Consider the following 21,607-nt stretch of genomic DNA (forward strand, 5'->3'; position numbering starts at 1 on the left):
ATGTTTTCCCATAAAAAAATAACACCTCCAAAGTTTTCTAAATTAAGTATATTATACTTTTTATTTAGTGTGTACTCTAGAGGTATTATAATCATTTGGCTCTTTTTTAATTTGAGAATTAAAATTATAAAAAACTTATATGTTATAATAAATAAGAAATTTAATTAAATTGGAGGAAGAAATGAAAAAATACAAATGTCAATCAAGTGTATGTGTTGGATGTTGCTTTGATCCTTGTGATTACATATATGATGAAGAAGTAGGAGATCCATTACATGGAATAAAAGCAGGAACATCTTTAGAAGATATAGATGAAGATTGGGCTTGTCCATCATGTGGAGCAGGAAAAGAAGTTTTTACAGAAATTAAATAAAAGAGAAAAGATACTAAATATGCCACCTTGACTTATGTGATAAAATATATTTTAGAAGAGGTGGGCAAATGGAAAAATTAAAAGATTTGTCAATAAAGGCAATCTTTTTTTCAATTGTATACTTTTTAATAAGTTTTGATTTATATAAAAAAGGTACATATATTAAAAATTTTTTAACTCTTTTTATAATTTATTTTATTACATATCCCTTTATTGAAATGGTATATAAGATAATAAAAAGTAAATTTAAAAAAAGTTAATAGAAATATACTATATTAAGTATAAAAGTATTATATAAATAAAATACTTTACTTAAAGAAAAAATAATGTTAAAATAATATCAATAAGTGATTTATTACTTATTCTTATGCACAATATTTTATTTTTTAAACTAAAATATAATATTACATAAAGTCCTATATTTACATTAAAAAGCACTCTTGAGAGTGCTTTTTTTCTGTAAAAAAATAAACCACCTATATAGGTGGTTTGTTTTTTAGTTTATCAAGGTTGTTTTCCTATATATGCTAAGATTTTTTATATTTAATGGGAAAACTTGAAAAACTTTCCTAAATAAGTTAAGGTTGTTTAGTGACAAATTTTTAAAGAGGGGATTTTTATATGAAAAAATATATTAAACCAATTATTACTCTTATGATTTTAAGCATATTTTTTACTTATATTATTAAAATTATGGGAGCTAGTAATATGTTTAATACAATAATGAATACATCTTATGATTTATTATTAAATACAGTATTATATATTATGTCAATAGCTGTAATAACTGGAGCTTTTTCTGCAGTACTTAGTTATACAAGAGTAATAGATTTAATAAATCTTATTTTATCGCCTTTAATGCGACCAATATACGGTTTGCCTGGGGCTGCATCTCTTGGAATAATAAGTACTTTTTTTAGTGATAATCCAGCAATGATTGCTTTAATTAAAGATAAAGGTTTTATAAAACATTTTAAATATTATGAGGTGCCTTGCCTTTGCAATTTGGGAACATCTTTTGGAATGGGATTTATTGTTTGGATATTTATGGGCTCTCAAGGAAATAATGGTGAATTTTTAAAACCTGCAACTATAGGACTTGTAGGTGCTTTTATTGGATCTATTATTACAACTAGGCTTATGCTTTATTTTTCAAAAAAGAAAATGATAAATAATAGTGACTACTTAGACTTTTCTTCTAGTGAAGAGAAAGAACAAGAAGAATCTAATTTTTTAGATGCTATTTTAAATGGAGGTAAAAAGGGTGTTGAAGTTGGAATTGAAATTATTCCAGGGGTACTTATTATATGTAGTTTTGTAATGCTTCTAGTAAGTGGACCTTCTAATATAAATGGAAGTCTTCAATATACAGGTTCTGCCTATGAAGGAATAAATTTAATTGGGATTTTTGGAAAGAGGACTTTAAGTTTATTTAATAAATTATTTGGTTTTACAAGTCTTGAGTCTATAACTTTTCCACTAACTGCACTAGGATCAGTTGGTGCATCTTTAGGGCTTGTGCCTGAGCTTGTAAAAAACAAACTTATAACTCCAAATGATATAGCAGTTTTTACTGCAATGGGAATGTGTTGGTCAGGATATTTATCTACACATATTGCTATGATGGATTCTTTAAATTTAAGAAGTCTTGTAAAGACATCTATTTTAATTCATACTTTTGGAGGATTATGTGCGGGAATATCTGCTCATTTAATTTATATGATTGTATAAAAAAAGCACCCACTTGGGTGCTTTTAATTTTATTAATTTTTAGATTTTCTATATCCTGCATTTATAGCTTCTTCTTCAGAGTTAAAGTAGATTATATTTTTTTCGCTAATTTTATTGTAATTTGCACCATTTGGCAGGTGATAGATTTTTGAATTTTTATTTCCTTTTATTTTGCCTGATTCTATATTTGGATTTGATTTAATAGCTTCTTCTTTTTTATTTTCTGATGTGTTTTTTTCAGGTGTGAAGTTTTCTCCTTCTACTGACCACATTCCAAGATTTTGTTCACGAGCTGATCTATCAAGTTTTTTAAATAATTCTACATATTTAATATCAGGTGGGAAAGTTGCAATTTTTCCATATCCATCTTTTACAAGTATTGCATTATACATATTTTTTTTAATTTCTTCATTTGTTGGATTATTAGACTTTGGTCTTTCTAGCCAAACATATCTAAGGATTCTATTGTATCTATCTCTATCAGATACGTCTTTTTGTAGATAGACTGTTTTATTAGTAAGTTTTGATTTAGTAAAATTAGATGCTTCTTTTCCATAAAATTCTACAGGTTTTTTTGGATGAACTGTCTCTGGAGTATCTACAAGAATCATTCTTAATTTTTCGTCTTTACCATTTAGATTTACAATAATAGTATCTCCATCTACCACTCTTGTAACCTTTGCTTCTTCAAAGGAATTTGTAGATTTTGTATATCCTTTTCCAACTACTACAACTTTGTCTTTATTGTCCCAATCAACAGTAGTTCCAAGATTTTCTGCAATAAATCTAACAGGAACAAAGGTCCTATTATTAGATACTTTTGCAGGAACATCTAGAGTCTTTTTCTTCTTATCTACTGTAACTTTTGTGGAATTTATTGGCATAAGTATTTCTTTATTATTTCCAGAAATTGTAACAGTTTGTTTTTCTCCATTCCAAGTTACATTGTATCCAAGATTTTCAGATATAATTCTAACAGGCACAAGTGTCCTATTATTTTCTATAAATGGTGCAACATCGCTTTTTACAAAATTACCATCTACAAATAATTTAATATCTTCCTTTGCATAGGAATTTATTGGATAAATTATAAGAACAAGTGCTAAAAATATTATGTGTTTTAATTTATTTTTCATAAATCCTCCTTTGTCTATATAATTCTAAATTATACAGTATTGAATTAGTAATTAAAAGCATATAAATTTTATATAGATAAAAAATGTATATAATAGAAGGAAGTTGTCTATTTAATTATAAATTTATATTTTAATTTATGTTTTTTATGTAATAAAAGCACAAAAAAAGAAGGGTAATCCCTTCTTTTTAGTTTAATTATTTTTCAACTGATGCTTTGTAAATTCCTTCAATTGATTCATCAAGAAGTTTGTCAAAATCATCATCTGATTGATTAGCATTTAGTCCTTCTGATAGAGCTCTTGAAAAACTAGCAATCATATTTTTGTTTTGAGCAAGAAGTTCATTTGCTTTTTCACGAGTATATCCACCTGATAGAGCAACGATTCTAACTACTTGGTCAAATTCTACAAGATCATCATAAAGTCCTGCATTTGTAGGAATAGTAAATTTAAACATTACATAAGTTTCCTTATCAAGAGCTTTAAGTTGTTTAACAACTTCTCTTTTTAAGATTTCTTCAATTTCTGCTTTGTTTTCTGCATGAATATCTACTTCTGGCTCAATAATTGGAACAAGGCCAGCTTCTGAAATTTTCTTAGCATATCTAAATTGTTGTTCTACAATTTCGATAATTCCTTCTTCATTAAGTTCTTTTACAACTGATCTCATTTTTGTACCAAAGATTTTTCTTTCTTTAGCATTTTCAAGAAGTTCATCTAAAACTTTCATTTCTTTCATTAGTTGAACTCCGTTTTTAAGTTCAGCAAGTCCTTCATCAACTTTAAGAATTGGAACTATACCTTTTTCTTCCCAAAGGAAGTCTCCTGTATATTTTCCATCAATTTTTGAATTCATTGTAACTTTAAAAAGAATAGCTGCAAGAATTCTATCACTTGTAAATGATTTACTTTTGATTATTCTAGTTCTCATTTGGTGAACAAGATCAAACATTTCTTCATCATTAGAATATTGATCTTCATTAATTCCATAAAGTCCTAAAGCTTTTGGAGTTGATCCACCACTTTGATCAAGTGCTGCTACGAAACCTTTACCGTCTTTCATTCTACTAAATTGCTCTTTATTCATAAAACCCTCCATATTAAAAAAACTGTATCATATATAGGATAAGTATATCATAAATTAAAAAAGAATTGAACTTTGAAGAATTGTTTATTCTTAAGACTTAATCTTATATAATAGATATAAATAATTTTAAAAGGTGATTAGATGAATTATTATGCAGTAAAAAAAGGAAGAACACCAGGTATTTATATGACTTGGGATGATTGTAAAAAACAAGTTATGGGATATAGTGGAGCTATTTATAAAAAATTTAGTAATCTTGAAGAGGCTAATCTTTTTGTAAATGGTGAGATTGTAAAGGAAGAAAAAAAATCAAATAAAAATATTTTAAATAAAGAAGATTCTTTAGATAAGGAAGTAGAAAAGTGTTTAGACAATGAAATAATTGCCTATGTAGATGGTTCTTATAGACATATTGATAAGACTTTTTCCTATGGAGCAGTGTTATTTAATGAAGATATTTATGAAACTTATTCTAAGAGATTTTATGATGAAGATGCAAGTATGAGAAATGTATCTGGAGAAATAAAAGGTGCAATGTATGCAATGAAAAGAGCAATAGAACTTAATAAAGATACATTATATATTCATTATGACTATGCAGGAATAGAAAACTGGGCTCTTGGAAATTGGAAGGCAAATAAAGAGGGAACTATTGAGTACAAAAACTTTTATGACTCTATAAAGGATAAATTAGATGTTAAATTTATAAAGGTAAAGGCTCATAGTGGTGTTGAGTATAATGAAGTTGTAGATAAACTTGCTAAGGAGGCTAAATAATGACAATTGAAAGAAAAAGTTGGGATGAGTATTTTATGGAAATAACAGAAATGGTAGCTACAAGATCAACTTGTGACAGGGCATTTGTAGGATGTGTCTTAGTAAATGAAGATCATAGAATAGTATCTACTGGATATAATGGATCACTTGCAGGAAATCCACAATGTGATGAAATAGGTCATACTATGAGAGATGGTCATTGTATAGCTACAATTCATGCAGAGATGAATGCTTTATTATATTGTGCAAAAGAGGGCATATCTGTAAAAGGTTGTACAGCATATGTGACACATTTCCCATGTTTAAATTGTACAAAAGCGCTTATTCAATCAGGTATAGTGGGTATATGTTATAAGAGTTCTTACAGGGTAGACGAATACGCTTTAGAACTTCTAAAAAGGAATAATATTACACTTAAAAAATTTGACTAAGTAATAGGGGGAATTTAAAATATGGGAAAATTCGTATCAGATTTTAAAGCGTTTATAGCGCAGGGAAATGTAATAGACATGGCAGTTGGTGTTATTATAGGAGGAGCTTTTGGAAAAATTGTAACCTCACTTGTTGAAGATATAATAATGCCTGTAATTAGTAGAATAATAGGAACTGTTGATTTTACAGATATTGTTGTGAAAATGGGAACAGCAGAAAATGCACCTGTTTTAAAACTTGGTAACTTTATACAAAATACAGTGAATTTCTTAATTATTGCACTTGTTATATTTACAGTAATTAGGCAAATGAATAGAGTAACAGCAATGCTTGTAAAAGAAGAAGAAACAGCACCTACTACAAAAGAATGTCCATTTTGTAAAAGTAGTATTGCAATAGATGCAACTAGATGTCCAAATTGTACAAGTGAATTAAACTAATATACAAAGACAATACACAAAGAAGGTGTAAATAAATGTATGGATTAGTATTAGAAGGTGGCGGAGCAAAAGGAGCCTATCAAATAGGCTCTTACTTCGCACTAAGAGAGCTAGGATTTGAATTTGAAGCAGTAGTTGGAACATCAATAGGAGCTTTAAATGGAGCTTTAATTGCAATGGGAGAGCCTGAAAAATGTGCTAAAATGTGGAAGACTCTAAGTTTTGAAAATTTTCCAACAAAGGAAACTGGAGAAGAATCAATTGATAACTTTGATGAGTTGAAAAACTTCCCAATAAAAGAGCCAGTAGATATAATGGAACTTTTAAAACAAAAAGCAACAGGATTTATAAAACAAAGACAAATTTCCTCAGAGCCTCTAAAGCAATTAGTAGAAGAATATATTGATGAAGATAAAATAAGAAATTCAAATATGAATTATGGCCTTGTAACATTAAATGTATCTGACAAAATTGGAGAGGAATTATATTTAAAAGATGTTCCTTATGGAAAACTTAAAAATTATATAGTGGCAAGTGCATATTTTCCTCTATTTCAATTAGAGCCAATTGATGGAAAATACTATTTAGATGGTGGACTATATGACAATATTCCCTATACAATGATCCAAAGATTAAATCTTACTCCAGTAATAGTAAGGACAAATCCAAATGATTTAATAGATAAATTTCCAGAAAATGCAATAGTTATTGCACCAAAGGAAAAATATACATCAGCAATGGATTTTAATCCTGTTAAATCAGAAGAAATAATGCGAATAGGATATTTTGATACATATAAGAAAATAAATGGTCTATTTGGAGATAAATACTATATTGAAAAATTTGATGAAGATGAAGCCTTTAAAGCAATAGAAGATTTATTTTTTGAAAAAATTGAAGTAGTAGATTTATCAGGTTTTAAAAATAATTCTAAATATAGAGTTTTATTTGAAGAAATTATCCCAACAGTAGCTTCAGAACTTGGTCTTATATCAAAATTTACTTATGTTGATTTTTTAGTTGCTTTTTTAGAAAGAGAAGCAAATGATATAAAACTTGACTATTTAAAAATTTATTCATTAGAAGAATTAGTTGAAGATATTAAAAATCACAATATAAGACTAGATGAAAAAACGATTAAAGGTAAGAAGTTAAATGAGTTAGTGAGAAAGATATTAGATAAAAATGAAAATAAATGAAATTAAAGAATTTATGAAAAATCACAAAATGGATGTAGTGGGAATAAAAGATAAATTTTCTGTCTTTATTCCCCTTATAAAAGTAGATGGTGAGATTCATATACTATATGAAGTTCGATCAATGACTCTTCGCAATCAACCTGGAGAAGTGTCTTTTCCTGGTGGAAGAATTGAAAAAGGAGAGTCTTATATAGAGGCTGCAGTAAGAGAAACTTGTGAAGAGCTTCTATTAGAAGAAAGTGATATTGAAGTATATGGAAAGGGCAATTGTCTAGTAAGTCCATATAGTGCAATAATCTATTCAGTAGTTGGAGAAATCAAAAAAGATGTAAAAGAGATTTTTCCAAGTGAAGATGAAGTTGATAGAATATTTACAGTTCCATTAAATTACTTTTTAGAAAATGAACCAGAGATTTATGAAATGCAACTGGGAGTAACAGAGACATCTGAATTTCCATATCACTTAGTTCCTCAAGGGAAAAATTATAAATTTAAAAGAGGAATAGATAAAATACATTTTTATAAATATAAAAACAAGGTAATATGGGGATTTACTGCGAAAATGACAGCAGATTTTATAAAAGAATTAAAAGAAAAAGATAAATAAAAAGTAAAAAGTTACAAAATAATTAAAATGTAACACAATTGTAATAATTGGAAAACAAATGGCTTGAAATAGCCATTTTATAAAAAATAAGGAATAGTGTATTATTACAAATACATTTCTTGAAACTTTGCAAATGGCTTTAGATAGCCATTTTTTTGTTGTAAAAAATTATATAACAAAAAAGTTACAAAAGATTTGACAATTAAATAAATAACTTATACAATAGCCAAGGTATTAAACAGTTACAAAGTAGTTACAAAGTTTACAACGTTGTAACTAAGGAGGTTATTTATATAATGAATTTATCAAAAAATGATTTTAGGAAAAAATTTGCAACTGGGGCTGCTATTTTACTTGTAGCATCATCAGTAATCACAATGGGATTTTCTAAAGCCCTTAGCAATGACGTAAACTTAATTGTAAATGGAGAGACAAAAAAGGTAGTTACTTATTCTAAAAATGTAGAAGACTTCTTAGAAACAGAAGGAATAGAAGTTAAAAACACTGAGGAAGTTGTACCAGGAATAAATGCAGAAATTGAACCTGGAATGGACATAGTTATTTCATCACCAAAAAGTTACTATATAAAAGACGGAAAGAAAATACAAGTTACAGAAGCACTTGGAGAAACAGTAGCAGAAACTTTAGGAAATTTAAATATAGATTTAAATAAACATGATGTTGTTACACCAGCACTAAACTCTGAAACTACTCCAGGAATGAATATTACAATTGAGAGAGTAAAAAAAGAAGTACAAACTAAAGAAGAAGAAATTCCATTTGAAATTAAGAAAATAGAAGATAAAAATATGTATAAGGGAGAAACACAAGTAGTTGAAAAAGGAGAAAAAGGTCTTAAATTAAGCACTATTCAAAATACTTTTGTAAATGACGAACATGTTTCAGTAGATGTATTAAAATCAGAAATTAAGCAAGAAGCAAAAACAGAAGTTCAAAAAGTTGGAACTAAAGAAACTCAAGCTCAAGCTGCATTAGGTGAAAGAAAAGTAAAAAGAGTAATCACAATGCAAGCAACAGCATATGACCCAACTGCTGGATCAAGAACAGCAATGGGAACAAGAGCAAGAGTTGGAGCAGTAGCAGTAGATCCAAGAGTTATACCATTAGGATCTAAACTTTATATTGAATCAGCAGATGGTTTTCCATCTTATGGATATGCAACAGCAGAAGATACAGGTGGAGCTATTAAAGGAAATAGAATAGACTTATTTTATTCTACAAATTCACAAGCATTAAGATTTGGTAGAAGAAATGTTAAAGTTTATGTATTAGAGTAGTTGAAATTTAGAGAGCGAAAGCTCTCTTTTTTTTATTTAAAACACTTTAATGTGTAAAATCATAAAAGATATTGAAAAAAGTCTAATTATTATATATTCTCTTAGTAGGTGATATTATGAATTTGGAAAATAGTGAATTATTTAAAAGATACATACATGAACTAACAAGATATTTAAACTATGAAGATTCAAATATGGCAGTAAAGGATTTAAAAGAACTAATAGAAGAAGAATTAGGATCTGACTTTGAAGAAGATAAATTAGAAAAATACTTAAAAAAATTGGGACATCCCTACAACTTTGCATCACATTATGACAATAAGACTTCTGTTTTAGTAAGTGGGAAAAACTATGATATATATACAAGACTTTTAAAAATATTAAGTATAGTAATGCTTTCTAGCTTATTAATATCTTATTATAAGGGTTCTTTCATTAAAGTTGGAATAAGTAGCTTTTTAAGGGTAGTATTAGGTCTTATGCTAAATATTTTTATAAGTTTAACTATTTCTTTTTTTATTGCAGAAAAAGTTAAGACTACAAAGATGATTTCTTCACTACTTAAGGATTTTAATATAGATGATTTATATAGAAATTTAAAATACAAAAAAGTAAATCCTTCTATTGAGATATTAATAATAATATATTCTCTAGTGATATTTATAGCTATGATCTCTTTAAAATTACACAACGAAGATTATATATATAAGATGTTTCAAGCAATATTTTTCTTAAGTATATTAAGAGATGTAAATAAATTGTCGGAAAGCTATTATAGAAAATTTGTAGTTTTTTTAATGATTATAACTGATTTAACTACATTAATAATAGGATTTAAACTTTTAAAAAATCCATTTATTGTAAAAAATATATTGAGAAGAGCAATAATAATTTTAATGCTATCTACAATATGGGACGTTTTATCTGCATTAATAAAGATAATTAAAGCAAAAAAGGGTATAAATAGGCCTTTTTTAGAGTAATGTGATATAATCAAGTGTAAATTAATAATATTATATAGGAGGATTTAATATGAAAAGATTATCAACAGTATTACTTACATCAACACTAGCTTTATCAATGATAACTCCAGTTGTTGCAACAGGAGTAGAAGGTGCTAAAGTAGAACCAACAACAAAAATTGAAGAGGTTGCAAAAGAAGCAGCTAAAAAAGTAGAAGAAGAAGTTAAAGAAGTAAAAGAAGAAGCTACTGAAGCTGCAGGAGAAGTTAAAGAAGAAGCTGCTGAAGTTAAAGAAGAAGTAAAAGAAAAAGTAGAAGAAGTTACTTCAGAAAAATTAGCAGTAAAAGTATCTCCACAAAAAGTTACACTTGATGGAAAAGAAATTAAAATTTCAGGATACAATATTAAAGGTGAAAACTACTTTAAATTAAGAGACCTTGCTGCTGTATTTAAAGATACAGATGCTAAATTCTCAGTTGACTACAAAGCTGCTGAAGAAGTAAAAGAAGAAGTAGAAGAAACTGAAGCTAAAGAAGCTGAAGTTGATACAAAAGACATCAAAAAAGAAGATGTTAAAAAAGAAGCAGAAGAAAAAGCAGTTGAAATCAAAGAAGAAGCTACTGAAGTTAAAAAAGAAGTAAAAGAAGCAGTTGCAGAAGCAATTAAAGGTGAAAAAGAAGAAGTTAAACTTACTAAACCAATGATTCTTCTTGAAACTGGAAAAGAATACGAAGTTCTAGATACAGATCTTAAAGAAGTTAAAGCTGAATCAACAGCTACAAAAACAAAAGACGAAGTAAAAGTTAATGGAGAAAATTTAGAAGCTAAAGCTTTCAAAATTGATGGAAACAACTACTACCGTCTAAGAGATCTTGGAGCAGTATTAAACTTTGGCGTTGATTATGACAAAGAAACAAATACAGTAGTACTTACTTCAAAAGTAGAAGAAAAAGCTGAAGTTAAAGAAGAAGACAAAAAAGAAGAAGCAGCAAAATAATTATTAAGATAAAGAGGAGGTTTAAACCTCTTCTTTTTTTATACATAGGAATACATAATAAATGCAATAAGTATTAATTATTATGATATAATAACAAATACTATATAATAAAGGTGATAAAATGAAATTATATATCAAACAAAAATTAATATCTTTAAATGCAAGTTTTGATGTTTTTGACGAGAATAATAATGTTAAATACAATGTTGAAGGTAAACTTATATCAATAGGACATAAATTTACTATATATAAAAATGGAAAAGAAGTTGCATATATTGCTCAAGAAATATTAAATTTACTTCCAAGATTTAATGTATTTATGAATAATAAAAAAGTAGCATCAATTCAAAAAAAACTAAGCTTATTAAGTCCAATATATGAAATAAAAGGACTAAATTGGGATATAAAAGGAGATATAACATCTCATGAATATTCAATATATGAAGGTAGAAAAGAAATTGCAACAGTAAGCAAAAAATGGCTTAAAATTACAGATACTTATGAAATAAATATAGAAGATGAAAAAAATGAAATAATGGCTCTTGCAGTAGTACTTGCAATAGATGCAGTATTTTCAATGAGAAGATCAGCAAATTCTAATAACTAATAAAAATAAAAATAATATTAGAAAGGAAAAAATAATGAAAGAAGAAGTTTTTATAACAGGTCATAGAAATCCGGACTCAGACTCTATTTGTGCAGCTCTTGCCTATGCAGAGCTTAAAAATAAAAGAGGCGAATGTAATGCTATACCTATAAGACTTGGAGAACTAAATCAAGAAACTAAATTTATATTAAACTATTTTGGCTTAGAACCACCAATGTATAAAGATACAATAAAACCTCAAGTAGGAGATTTATCAATAGATACAGCATATTCAGTATCAAAGGATATATCTTTAAATAAGGCTCTAAACTTAATTCAAAACAATAATATAAATAGCCTAATAGTAGTAGATGAAAATGAAACATTAATAGGAATAGTTTCACTATCAAATATTACAAAATCCTATATGGATATTTGGGACGATGGTATTCTTGGAAGATCAAAAACAACAATAGATAATATTATAGAAGTCTTATCAGCAGAATTAATATATAAACCAGAAAAAATAAGAAACTTTGAAAATATATCAGTCTATGCAATGGAAGTAGGCGATGTAGAAGAAACTATCCACGAAGGCGATATAGTTATAGTAGGAAATAGACCAGAAGCCCAAAAAGATGCAATACAAAGAGATATTTCTGTACTAATAATAACAGGTGGAGGAAAAGCAGACGAAGAAGCATTAGAACTTGCAAAAAAACATGGAGTAAATATAATTTCTACGGAATTTAATAGCTATATGACAGCAAGACTTCTACCACAAAGCGTTCCAGTATCCTATGTAATGACAACAGAAGATTTAGTGTATTTTCATAAAGACGACTATGTAGAATATGTAAAAGTTATAATGGGAAAATCAAGATATAGAGCATATCCAATAATAGATCACAAAAATAGAGTAGTAGGATCAATATCAAGATACCATTTAATATCTAATAGAAGAAAACAATTAATACTTGTAGATCACAACGAAAAAAACCAATCAATACCAGATATAGAAGTAGCAGAAATAAAAGAAATAATAGATCACCATAGAGTTGCAAATATATCAACAACAGGACCAATCTACTTTAGAAATGAACCAGTAGGATCAACAAGTACAATAATCTCAAGAATATACTTTGAACATGGAATAAGACCATCTAAAAAAATAGCAGGAATACTATCAGCTGCAATAATATCAGATACACTTTTATTTAGATCTCCAACTACAACAGATACAGATAGAAGAATGTTAGATAGAATGTCAAAAATTGCAGGAATAGACATAGATAAATTTGCTATGGAAATGTTTAAAGCAGGAACATCACTTGAAAACAAAAAACCAGAAGACTTACTAACATCAGATGTAAAATTATTTACAATAGAAGATGAAAAAGTTAGAATAGGTCAAGCATTTACAATGGATTTAGATAATATTGGATTTATTAAAAAACCATTGATTGAAAGAATGGAAGAAATGCGAAAAGACTATCAAGAAGATCTATTTGTATTTATACTGACAGATATATTTGAAGAGAGATCAGAAATAATAGTAAGTGGAAAGCACTCAAAAGCAATAGCAGATGCCTTTGATGGAGAAGTAACAGATCATTCATTTATAGCACCAGGAGTACTATCAAGAAAAAAACAAGTAGTGCCAAGAATAACACAAGCAATATCAAAAGCAAAATCAGAATAATAAGAGCCGAAAGGCTCTTTTTTTTATTACGAAAACATATAAATAAAAAATATATAAATACATTGAAAGTTAAAATATAAGAAAAAAGTCTAAGAATCGGATCTTTGTTACAATAAAGTTTGAAATAAAATTAGGTTAGGAATATAATAGTATTAAGTTTATCAAATTGTATGAAATGGGAGGATATTATGAACAACAAGAAAATATTATCAATATTACTTGCAGGAACAATGCTAAATGGATTAGTACCTTATAATGTTTTTGCAAATGAAGAAAAATTACAAGAAGAACAAGAAAAAGCAGTAGTAGAAATTGTAGAAGACTCAAAAGAAAAGACATTACATAAAAAAGAAGATACTTTAGAAAAAAGTGTAAAAGAAGAAAAAAGAGAAGAAGAGCCTAAAATCAAGGAAGAAGTACAAGAAGATGGTCCTAAAATTGAAGAAAAATTAAATTTTAGAAAGGCTCAAACTAGACTAGCTAAGTTTTCTAATGAAAATATAGGATTAATGCCTTTAAAAGTATTAGATGGAAAACCAGTAGAATTAAATGGTAGAGAAATTAATAGATATGAAATGACTTTTGATATGAACATGTTTTATTTAAATATGGAAATAGGAGATATAATTACCTTAGAATTAGATGAAAAATATAATAATTATGAAATAGAAAAATATGAAATTTTTAGTGATTGTGAAATAGTTGAAAATAGTATAAATGGTAAAAATGTTAAAATTAAAATAACTGGAAATAATCCAGGTATAGAATTGAAAGGTAAAAAATTAAAAGAAATCTATGTAGGAAATGGAGTATTAGAAGGAGAATTTAATCAGGCAAAAAATGGAGAATTTAAGATAAAAGCCAATGATGATAGTGATGAAAAAGTATTCTTGTATTGGGATTTCACATATGACACAGATAAAGAATATCATATTGTAAAAGGAGATATATTTTCTAGGGAGCTCACTATTAGAAATCTAGGTGGTAGTGAAACATTTGAAGTTGAAGCAGTTTTTGGAGACAAGAATAAAAAATTCGATTTAAACACAAATCATACTTTAGTGAATAATGAGAAGGTTAATAGATATATAGAGTTTAAATGTGGTGAAAAAATCACTATAAGAGCAAATCCTGAAAATTCAAAGGATAAGTTTAAAGAGTGGGATATTAATGTGCGTGGAAATGTCACAGGGATATATGAAAGAAAAATTGAAGAGGAAATAAAAAAAGGAATAAAGGAAAATGAAATAACATTTACTATGCCTTATGCAAATTTAGACATTCGTCCAGAGTTTGAATATGATAATAGTCATAATGACGATAATGAAATTTATTTAGAAGAGATTACTTTAAATATAAATTTATTAAATGAAGAATTAAAAGATAAAGATTATACTGTATTTATTAAAAAAGATAATTCTTATAAAATGATAGATAAAGATGATAATGGTAAATATGTATTAAAGGCTGATGATGTTGAACATAGTTATAATATTAATATATTAAAAGATGGATATCGTCAAAGTGTATTTAGTATATATGTAGATAATCGTGGAGATGAAAATTATTTCAAAATTAATAAAAATAGATATGAAGATATAACATATAATATAGAAGATAATAATGTAACAGCAAATGTAAAATTATATAGGCTTAGAGATGTTAAAGTGAAACAACCAGGAATGAGAACAGAGTTTAGAAAAATTGGAGAAAAAGAAGAGATACATCTTAATAGAAAATCTAGTAAAGATGATTTTATTAGATGGGAAGTTATTGGAGTAGAAGGCTTAACTGAACAACAACTTACTAATAAAGAACATGATTCAAGAATAGATTTTGAAATTCCAGAAGTAGATAAAGAAAAGGATAATGGAATTTATATAAAAGAAATAACTAAAAATTCTTATAAAGAATATGATTTTAAAGTAAAAAATGGAAAAATATTAAGTATAAATGGTGAGTCAGTAGATTCTTCAAAAATTAAAACAATTAAGGAAGGTCAGAATGAATATAAAGTAATAAAAGCAAAAGATGGAGATTTTATAGAGCTTGAAGTAGAAAATAAAGGTGATTTTTCAAGGTGGGAAGAATCTGTAAAATGTACTGTAGTTTGGGATAGAGAAAACGAAAATAAAAATGAATATAAACAAGAAAAAATATTAGTTGAAATATTAGATGGAGATGCAAGCATTGAAGCTACTAAAGAAAATGATATGCCAAATTATCAAAGAATAAATATAAATAGTGTAAAAGTTTATAATGACTGTATATTAATAGATTCTGATGAACCTTATGCAGATATAGTAGTTAGAGGATATAATGGGGAAAAATTATTTCTTGGTAAAACTGATAAAAATGGAAATGCAAAAATAAATATTAAAAAGTTTGCTGAAAATGGTGGGAATATAAGCTTAGAAAAAGAAATAGATTTCGGACATAAAAATGCTTATGTAAATATTGAAAAGAAAATTGTAGAAATAATTGACAGAAATTATGATGAAAAAGACTCATCAAACAACAATTCATCAAACGATAATTCATCAAATGGTAATTCATCAAATAATAGTTCTTCAAAGGATGATGATGACAGTAAGTATGACAAAGGAGATAAGGTTTCTGTTCGAGATTTAGAAATTAGAGAAAAGTCTAATGGAAAGACAAGAATAAAAGGTTATATTCGTAGCCACAAAAATTCTTATATCAGTATTTATAATGATGGATATTATGTAGATTATGTTAAGACTGATTCTGATGGAGATTTTGATATTACAATAGATGAAGAAGTAGATTCAAAATCTGATCTTAAGTTTTATGCTGGAAAAGTTAGAAATAAACTTGAAGGTGAAAAAGATAGCAAAGATGACAAAAAAGATAATGAAAAAACAGAGTCTAAAAAAGAAGAAAATGTAAATGAAATAGCTAAAAATATAGTAAAAAAACATTCTAACAAGGGTTATGTAAAGGGATATAGTGATGGATCATTTAAGCCAAATAATAAGGTGACAAGAGCAGAAGCTGTATCAATGTTTGCAAGACTTATAAATGGATCAGATGATTTCAAGAGTTCAAATAATAAATTCACTGATGTAGATGGTTGGTATGCAGATGCAATAAGCTTTATATCAGAAAAAGGTCTAATGAGCGGATATAGTGATGGATCATTTAAGCCAAATAATGAAATGACAAGAGCTGAATTTGCAACAATGATTTCAAAATATATAAATGTTGGAAATAATGAAAAGTCTTTTGTAGATATATCAGGACATTGGGCAGAAGATGCAATAGCAAAAGTTTCATCAGCAGGAATAATCAATGGATATCCAAGTGGTGAATTTAAACCTGATGCTACTATTACAAGAGCAGAAGCAATAGCTATGTTAAATAGAGTTTTCAACAAAAGTACAAGTGGAGCAAATGTAGAATTTTCAGATGTAAAAGAATCAGATTGGTTTTATGAAGAAATAGCAAAAGCTATAAACTAATATTTAGTAAAGAGAGTCGAGAAATCGGCTCTTTTTTGTTTTCATAATTTTATTTGCTGGGTAATATAAAAAAATAAGGGGGAATACTATGCAAAAATACTTAAAAAGAAGGGCTTTATTTTTTTCTATTATGCTTATTTTAATGGCTATACCCTTTAATGCCTTTGCAGAAAGTGAGAATATAAAAGAAAAGTTAGACAGAATAATAAAAAAAGATGAAAAAGATTTTAAGTTTTTAAATAAACTTATAAAAGAAAAAGAACTTTTAAGCAATTTAGAAGAGAAGGATATTTTATTAAGTCTGAAAAATTTAAAGAAAAATAATAAATATAAGATATCTATACTATATGGATTTAGCAATAAAAAAACTGCATCAGCAGGAGAAAAGGTAGAAATATATGCTCATGAAATTCAAGACAAAAAATTCTCATCTTGGAGTAGTTCAGATATTAAGATACAAAATCCTAAAAATAAATTTACAAATTTTACTATGATAGATAAAAATATAAAAATAGTTGCAACTTTTGTAGATATAGATTCAGGAACTATTGATGAAGAAGAAATAGAAAATGAAGAAACAGATGACAATCAAAATAATGATCTAAATGAAATAGATAGAGAAAATAATATGAAAAATCTTAAAAAGAAAAGGAAAAAACCTAAAAATAAATAGATAAATAGATAGTATAGTAAAAAAGTATAGAAAAAGTATATAAAATGACTATTATTCACTTGATTAAATAGGTATAGTGTTATAGACTAATAATTAAGTAAGGTAAATTTTTTGTTTGTAGAGGTGATACTATGGAGTATATAAAGAAATCTTATGAGCAGAAGTATTATGAAAAATTAGTTTACAATATATTTATGTTAGAAGTGGAAATAGCAATAATAGGAGAGGAAGTCAAAAGATTTATTAAAGAAGAAAATTATAAAGAAATCTATATTTTTGAAGAGAGATTAGCAGAACTTATAGATGAGAGAAATTTACTTAAAAATGAACTTGAAACAAAATTTGAGTCATTTTATGATGATGAGTTTTTAACTGATAATACAAAGGTTAAACTTAAGAATTTAAAACATAATATTAATTTATAATTTTTCGAAGCCAAAAGGCTTCTTTTTTTTGCATAAAATAATTAAATATTAAAAATTCGGGGTAATAAAAAAATACAAGGGGAGATGAAAATGAAGATAAAAATTACAATTATATTATTCTTTGTTTTTTTGCTTGGATTTTTAGATTTAGAAAATATATATGCAGAAGAAAAACTTAAATTTGAAAGAGTGGAAGTATTTAAAGATGCAATAAAAGTAAAAGTAAATAAATCAAATACAGAAATATATTTATATGACGAAGAGGGCTGTTTTGTTACAAGACAAATAATAGAAAATAAAGAAGCTACAATATATATAAATAAATATAATGATAGCGAAAAATCAAAATCAAAAATAGTAGCTATAAATAGAGATGAAGAAATATATATATACTTAGATAATGAAAATATAAAAATTCAAGATAATTATTATAATAGAGATAACTCTATAAATATAAAAAATGAAGAAAGAGAAGTGTATCCAAAAGATATAAAAATAAATAAAAATATAGTAAAAGGGCATTTGAAAAATCAAAATGAAGAAATTTTAAAGGTTTATTTATTAGGAGAATATTTAGGCGAAGGATATATAAAAAACAATGAATTTAAAATAGAACTTGTAGAAAATATATCTGAAAATGAAGAATTAAACTTTTACATAGAGGACAAAATAAAAAAATCAGACCTATATAGGAATTTTTATGTAATGGGATATGAAGATGGAAGATTTAAGGGAAATAAATATCTTACAAGAGCAGAGGCAACTATGATGATTTCAAGATTAATAAATAATTCTTGTAAATTTAATATGCCAAGTATTACAAAATACAAAGATGCAAAAGTAGGTTGGTATAGTGAAGCTATAAACTTTGCAAAATCAAAGGGGCTAATATATGGATATAGAGAAGATGGGACATTTAGACCAGATGAAAATATAAGTAGATTAGACTTTGCAAAAATATTAGAAAATTACAAAAACAATGAAGAAAATCTAAATAGTATTGAAGAAAATAGAATAGAAAAGGCATTAAATGAAATATATAAAAAAGACTTAGAAAAAAGTACAGACAAAAACTATATAGAAGATAAATATATTACAAGATCAGAAAGTGTTCATATATTAAATATTGCCTTTGGAAGAATATCATCAAAAAATAGTATAAGAAAAGCTGCAAATATTTCAAAATTAAAAATTTGTAAAGATTTAAAAAGTAGCGACTGCTATTATGTAGATATAATAGATGCTATGAATACTCACTCTTCCTATAGAAGATCATCAAGAGATGAGATGGAAATATGGACAGAAATTAGAGAAATATAAGAAAAAAATCAAAGTATATTAATTTACAAGATTATTACAATTGTGTTAAATCTTCTAAAAAACGGCACGTCACTTGCTTATGGAATAAGGCTGGGGGTATAATCATAAAGATAAGAACTATTTATTTAAAAGTGAACATTTAATATTTAGAAGAAAAGAGGAGGAATATATATGAATAAGAAGAAATGGACATCTCTATTTCTTGCATTTGTAATGGTACTTGGAATATTACCATTAAATGTATTTGCTGAGGAGAATGATGGTGGTGGGAGTGATAATACTACTACTTCAAAAGTTACAGTAGTAAAAAGCATTACAGTAACACCTAAACAAAGTGAAATAGTAGAAGGAACTGATAAGGCTGAATTTGAAATTAAATCTACAACAGAAGAATATGACACTGAAAGTGTAGGAGCAGATACTAAAATCAATTTAACAGTTTCAGGTGGAGATAGTGGTGTAAAACTAAGTAAAACTGAAATTAAAGATTTAAATGGAACAGCAATTGTCACAGTATCTGGATTAAAAGGTTTAAAAGATGGAACAAAAATTAAAGTAACTGCAACTTCAGATAAAAGTGAAAAGACAGGCTATGGAACTGTAACAATTAAAGCAAAAGAAACTACAAAAGAAGTAACTATTACAATCAAACCTAAGGGTGATGGTTGGAAAAGTACTAGCTCTGTAGATGTTACAGTTGATAAAAATGCAAAATTTAAATATGTTAGAAAAAAATTTGAAAACAAATTAGATGACAAACTAAAGAGCAATGCGGATGTAGATGCTTTTTATAGAAATTCTAACAAAAAAAACAAAATAAAAGATTCATATGAATTTGATGGAAATGAAACTATCTATGCATATACAGATAGAGACAAAAACGATAAAGATAATGATCTAAAGAGAATTTACCCAACAGACAAAGAAAGAGATGGAAGATATGTTGAAGGTAAAGAAAAAGATTATAAAAACACAAAAGTTTATGTTTATAAAGATAAAGATGCTTATGATGATGGAGATTCTGAAGTAGGTAGTGGCTGGACTGATAGTGATGGTAAATACAGAATTAGATTAGATTTTAGTCCTAGTAGTTCTGAATTTAAAGATTTAGTATATTATGTAGATAAAGATTCTAAAAATGATGATAATCTAACTAGAGTTTATCCTAAAGATGTAGAACTTTATGATAAATCAAGTGGAGAATACAGAAAAGTAAAAGGTAAACTTAGTGATTATGAAGATACTAAGGTTTATGTTTATTTAGATGGCGATGAAATCGGATATGGTACTACTGATAGAAATGGTAAGTTTGATTTCAAACTTGATGATTATGTAGATGCTGATGATTATGATGAAGATGATCTTAAGTTTTATGTAAAAGATAGCAAAAATTTAAAGACACCTTTTGTAACTAGATTTATTGCTGGTGAAACTAAGGTTGAAGGTAAGGATGCTACTGATGGAGCTACTATTGAAGTTCAAGATAGTAATGGAACAAAACTTGGTTCTACTACTGCTGATAGAGATGGTAAGTTTACTGTAAGTTTAAATAGAGCTCTTAAGGGTGGAGAAACTATAAATGTTATCGCTAAAAAATCTGGCAAAAATGATGTAAGTGTTAAAGTTATTGTTGCTGGTGGAATTGTTGGTGGACCTTCTGAATCTACTGCTACTGGATATATTAAAGGTTATCCAGGTGGAGAGTTTAGACCAAATAACAATATGACTAGGGGAGAAGCTGCAATGATGATGGCAAGACTTATCAATGGCAGTGAAAACTTTGGTACTTCTAAGTTAACTAATTTCTCTGATGCAAATTATGAATGGTATTCTGAAGCTATAAACTTTGTTGTAGCTAAGGGATTAATAAATGGATATCCAAATGGAACTTTCAATCCAAATGGAAAAATCACAAGAGCTGAGTTTACTCAAATGATTTCTAAGTATTTAACAACTAATGGAACTAAACAAATTAATTTTAATGATGTTTCAGGACATTGGGCACAACCTGCTATTAATAAGGTAGCAAGTGGTGGAATTATTGATGGATATACTGATGGATCATTTAAACCAAATAAGGAAATTACAAGAGCTGAAGCTTCTAAAATCCTTAATGGAACTTTTGGTGTAACTTCTACTGGAAGCTATACTAAATACTTTACTGATGTAAAGAAATCTGACTGGTTCTATAATGATGTAATGAACGCAGCTAATTATAAATAAATAGTTCAAGAAGAAGGGCTTTAAGCTCTTCTTTTTTTATAATTAATAAATAAGTTTAGATTAAGTTTTCTTTAGAAAAATTTTAGAAAGATTTCAATTCTTAAGAGTTTTCTACATTTTATTTAATCTATTGATTATTGTCTTGTTTAAAATTATA

19 protein-coding genes are annotated in these 21,607 nt (G+C 27.0%); 17 read left to right on the forward strand and 2 right to left on the reverse strand.

The window, feature by feature from the left end:
- Nucleotides 1-181: 181 nt before the first annotated feature.
- Together J2Z71_RS05745 and J2Z71_RS05750 are read left to right on the forward strand one after the other, a co-directional pair.
- Nucleotides 182-373, forward strand: coding sequence for a rubredoxin (locus J2Z71_RS05745; protein WP_210060902.1), 192 nt, complete (start codon nucleotides 182-184; stop codon nucleotides 371-373).
- A gap of 621 nt (nucleotides 374-994) precedes the next feature.
- On the forward strand, nucleotides 995-2,104 hold the full coding sequence (locus J2Z71_RS05750) for a CD0519/CD1768 family membrane protein (RefSeq protein ID WP_210060903.1): 1,110 nt from the start codon (nucleotides 995-997) through the stop codon (nucleotides 2,102-2,104).
- Nucleotides 2,105-2,136: 32 nt separating this feature from the next.
- Here J2Z71_RS05750 and J2Z71_RS05755 read toward each other — a convergent pair whose 3' ends face one another.
- Both J2Z71_RS05755 and J2Z71_RS05760 read right to left on the reverse strand, forming a co-directional pair.
- On the reverse strand, nucleotides 2,137-3,240 hold the full coding sequence (locus J2Z71_RS05755; RefSeq protein ID WP_210060904.1) for a stalk domain-containing protein: 1,104 nt from the start codon (nucleotides 3,238-3,240) through the stop codon (nucleotides 2,137-2,139).
- 196 nt (nucleotides 3,241-3,436) lie between these two features.
- A complete protein-coding gene (locus tag J2Z71_RS05760; protein ID WP_210060905.1) occupies nucleotides 3,437-4,327 on the reverse strand; it encodes a fructose bisphosphate aldolase in 891 nt (296 codons plus the stop codon).
- A 141-nt stretch (nucleotides 4,328-4,468) separates the two neighbouring features.
- Here J2Z71_RS05760 and J2Z71_RS05765 point away from each other — a divergent pair, with 141 nt between their 5' ends.
- From J2Z71_RS05765 to J2Z71_RS05835, 15 genes are all read left to right on the forward strand, one after another.
- Nucleotides 4,469-5,104 carry a ribonuclease H1 domain-containing protein gene (locus tag J2Z71_RS05765; RefSeq protein ID WP_210060906.1) on the forward strand — a complete coding sequence of 212 codons (636 nt, stop codon included), beginning with the start codon at nucleotides 4,469-4,471 and terminating at the stop codon, nucleotides 5,102-5,104.
- Nucleotides 5,104-5,535, forward strand: coding sequence for a deoxycytidylate deaminase (locus J2Z71_RS05770; RefSeq protein ID WP_210060907.1), 432 nt, complete (start codon nucleotides 5,104-5,106; stop codon nucleotides 5,533-5,535). Before J2Z71_RS05765 ends, J2Z71_RS05770 begins: the two co-directional genes overlap by 1 nt.
- 21 nt (nucleotides 5,536-5,556) lie before the next feature.
- On the forward strand, nucleotides 5,557-5,976 hold the full coding sequence (mscL, locus tag J2Z71_RS05775) for a large conductance mechanosensitive channel protein MscL (protein ID WP_210060908.1): 420 nt from the start codon (nucleotides 5,557-5,559) through the stop codon (nucleotides 5,974-5,976).
- Nucleotides 5,977-6,011: 35 nt separating this feature from the next.
- Nucleotides 6,012-7,175, forward strand: coding sequence for a patatin-like phospholipase family protein (locus J2Z71_RS05780; protein WP_210060909.1), 1,164 nt, complete (start codon nucleotides 6,012-6,014; stop codon nucleotides 7,173-7,175).
- A complete protein-coding gene (locus J2Z71_RS05785; protein WP_210060910.1) occupies nucleotides 7,162-7,782 on the forward strand; it encodes an NUDIX hydrolase in 621 nt (206 codons plus the stop codon). The genes J2Z71_RS05780 and J2Z71_RS05785 overlap by 14 nt, the downstream gene beginning before the upstream one ends.
- A gap of 296 nt (nucleotides 7,783-8,078) precedes the next feature.
- Nucleotides 8,079-9,080, forward strand: a complete 1,002-nt coding sequence (locus J2Z71_RS05790) for a resuscitation-promoting factor (RefSeq protein ID WP_210060911.1) — start codon at nucleotides 8,079-8,081, stop codon at nucleotides 9,078-9,080.
- 116 nt (nucleotides 9,081-9,196) lie between these two features.
- Nucleotides 9,197-10,063, forward strand: a complete 867-nt coding sequence (locus J2Z71_RS05795; protein ID WP_210060912.1) for a hypothetical protein — start codon at nucleotides 9,197-9,199, stop codon at nucleotides 10,061-10,063.
- A gap of 49 nt (nucleotides 10,064-10,112) precedes the next feature.
- Nucleotides 10,113-11,039: a hypothetical protein gene (locus J2Z71_RS05800; protein ID WP_210060913.1), complete on the forward strand. Its 927-nt coding sequence runs from the start codon at nucleotides 10,113-10,115 to the stop codon at nucleotides 11,037-11,039.
- A gap of 121 nt (nucleotides 11,040-11,160) precedes the next feature.
- Nucleotides 11,161-11,646 (forward strand): LURP-one-related family protein, encoded by a 486-nt coding sequence (locus tag J2Z71_RS05805; protein ID WP_210060914.1) that lies wholly within the window; start codon nucleotides 11,161-11,163, stop codon nucleotides 11,644-11,646.
- 34 nt (nucleotides 11,647-11,680) lie between these two features.
- Nucleotides 11,681-13,327 (forward strand): putative manganese-dependent inorganic diphosphatase, encoded by a 1,647-nt coding sequence (locus J2Z71_RS05810; protein WP_210060915.1) that lies wholly within the window; start codon nucleotides 11,681-11,683, stop codon nucleotides 13,325-13,327.
- A gap of 188 nt (nucleotides 13,328-13,515) precedes the next feature.
- A complete protein-coding gene (locus J2Z71_RS05815; RefSeq protein WP_210060916.1) occupies nucleotides 13,516-16,809 on the forward strand; it encodes an S-layer homology domain-containing protein in 3,294 nt (1,097 codons plus the stop codon).
- An 88-nt stretch (nucleotides 16,810-16,897) separates the two neighbouring features.
- Entirely contained in the window at nucleotides 16,898-17,482 is a 585-nt protein-coding gene (locus J2Z71_RS05820; RefSeq protein WP_210060917.1) for an InlB B-repeat-containing protein, read from the forward strand.
- Between the two features lie 131 nt (nucleotides 17,483-17,613).
- On the forward strand, nucleotides 17,614-17,907 hold the full coding sequence (locus tag J2Z71_RS05825) for a hypothetical protein (RefSeq protein ID WP_210060918.1): 294 nt from the start codon (nucleotides 17,614-17,616) through the stop codon (nucleotides 17,905-17,907).
- A gap of 90 nt (nucleotides 17,908-17,997) precedes the next feature.
- A complete protein-coding gene (locus tag J2Z71_RS05830; RefSeq protein WP_210060919.1) occupies nucleotides 17,998-19,227 on the forward strand; it encodes an S-layer homology domain-containing protein in 1,230 nt (409 codons plus the stop codon).
- A 171-nt stretch (nucleotides 19,228-19,398) separates the two neighbouring features.
- The gene (locus J2Z71_RS05835; RefSeq protein WP_210060920.1) at nucleotides 19,399-21,450 is read left to right on the forward strand and encodes an S-layer homology domain-containing protein; all 2,052 of its coding nucleotides are present in this window, start codon (nucleotides 19,399-19,401) and stop codon (nucleotides 21,448-21,450) included.
- The last annotated feature ends 157 nt before the right edge of the window (nucleotides 21,451-21,607 follow it).

It is taken from the genome of Peptoniphilus stercorisuis (genome assembly GCF_017874395.1).
GTDB lineage: Bacteria > Bacillota > Clostridia > Tissierellales > Peptoniphilaceae > Anaerosphaera > Anaerosphaera stercorisuis.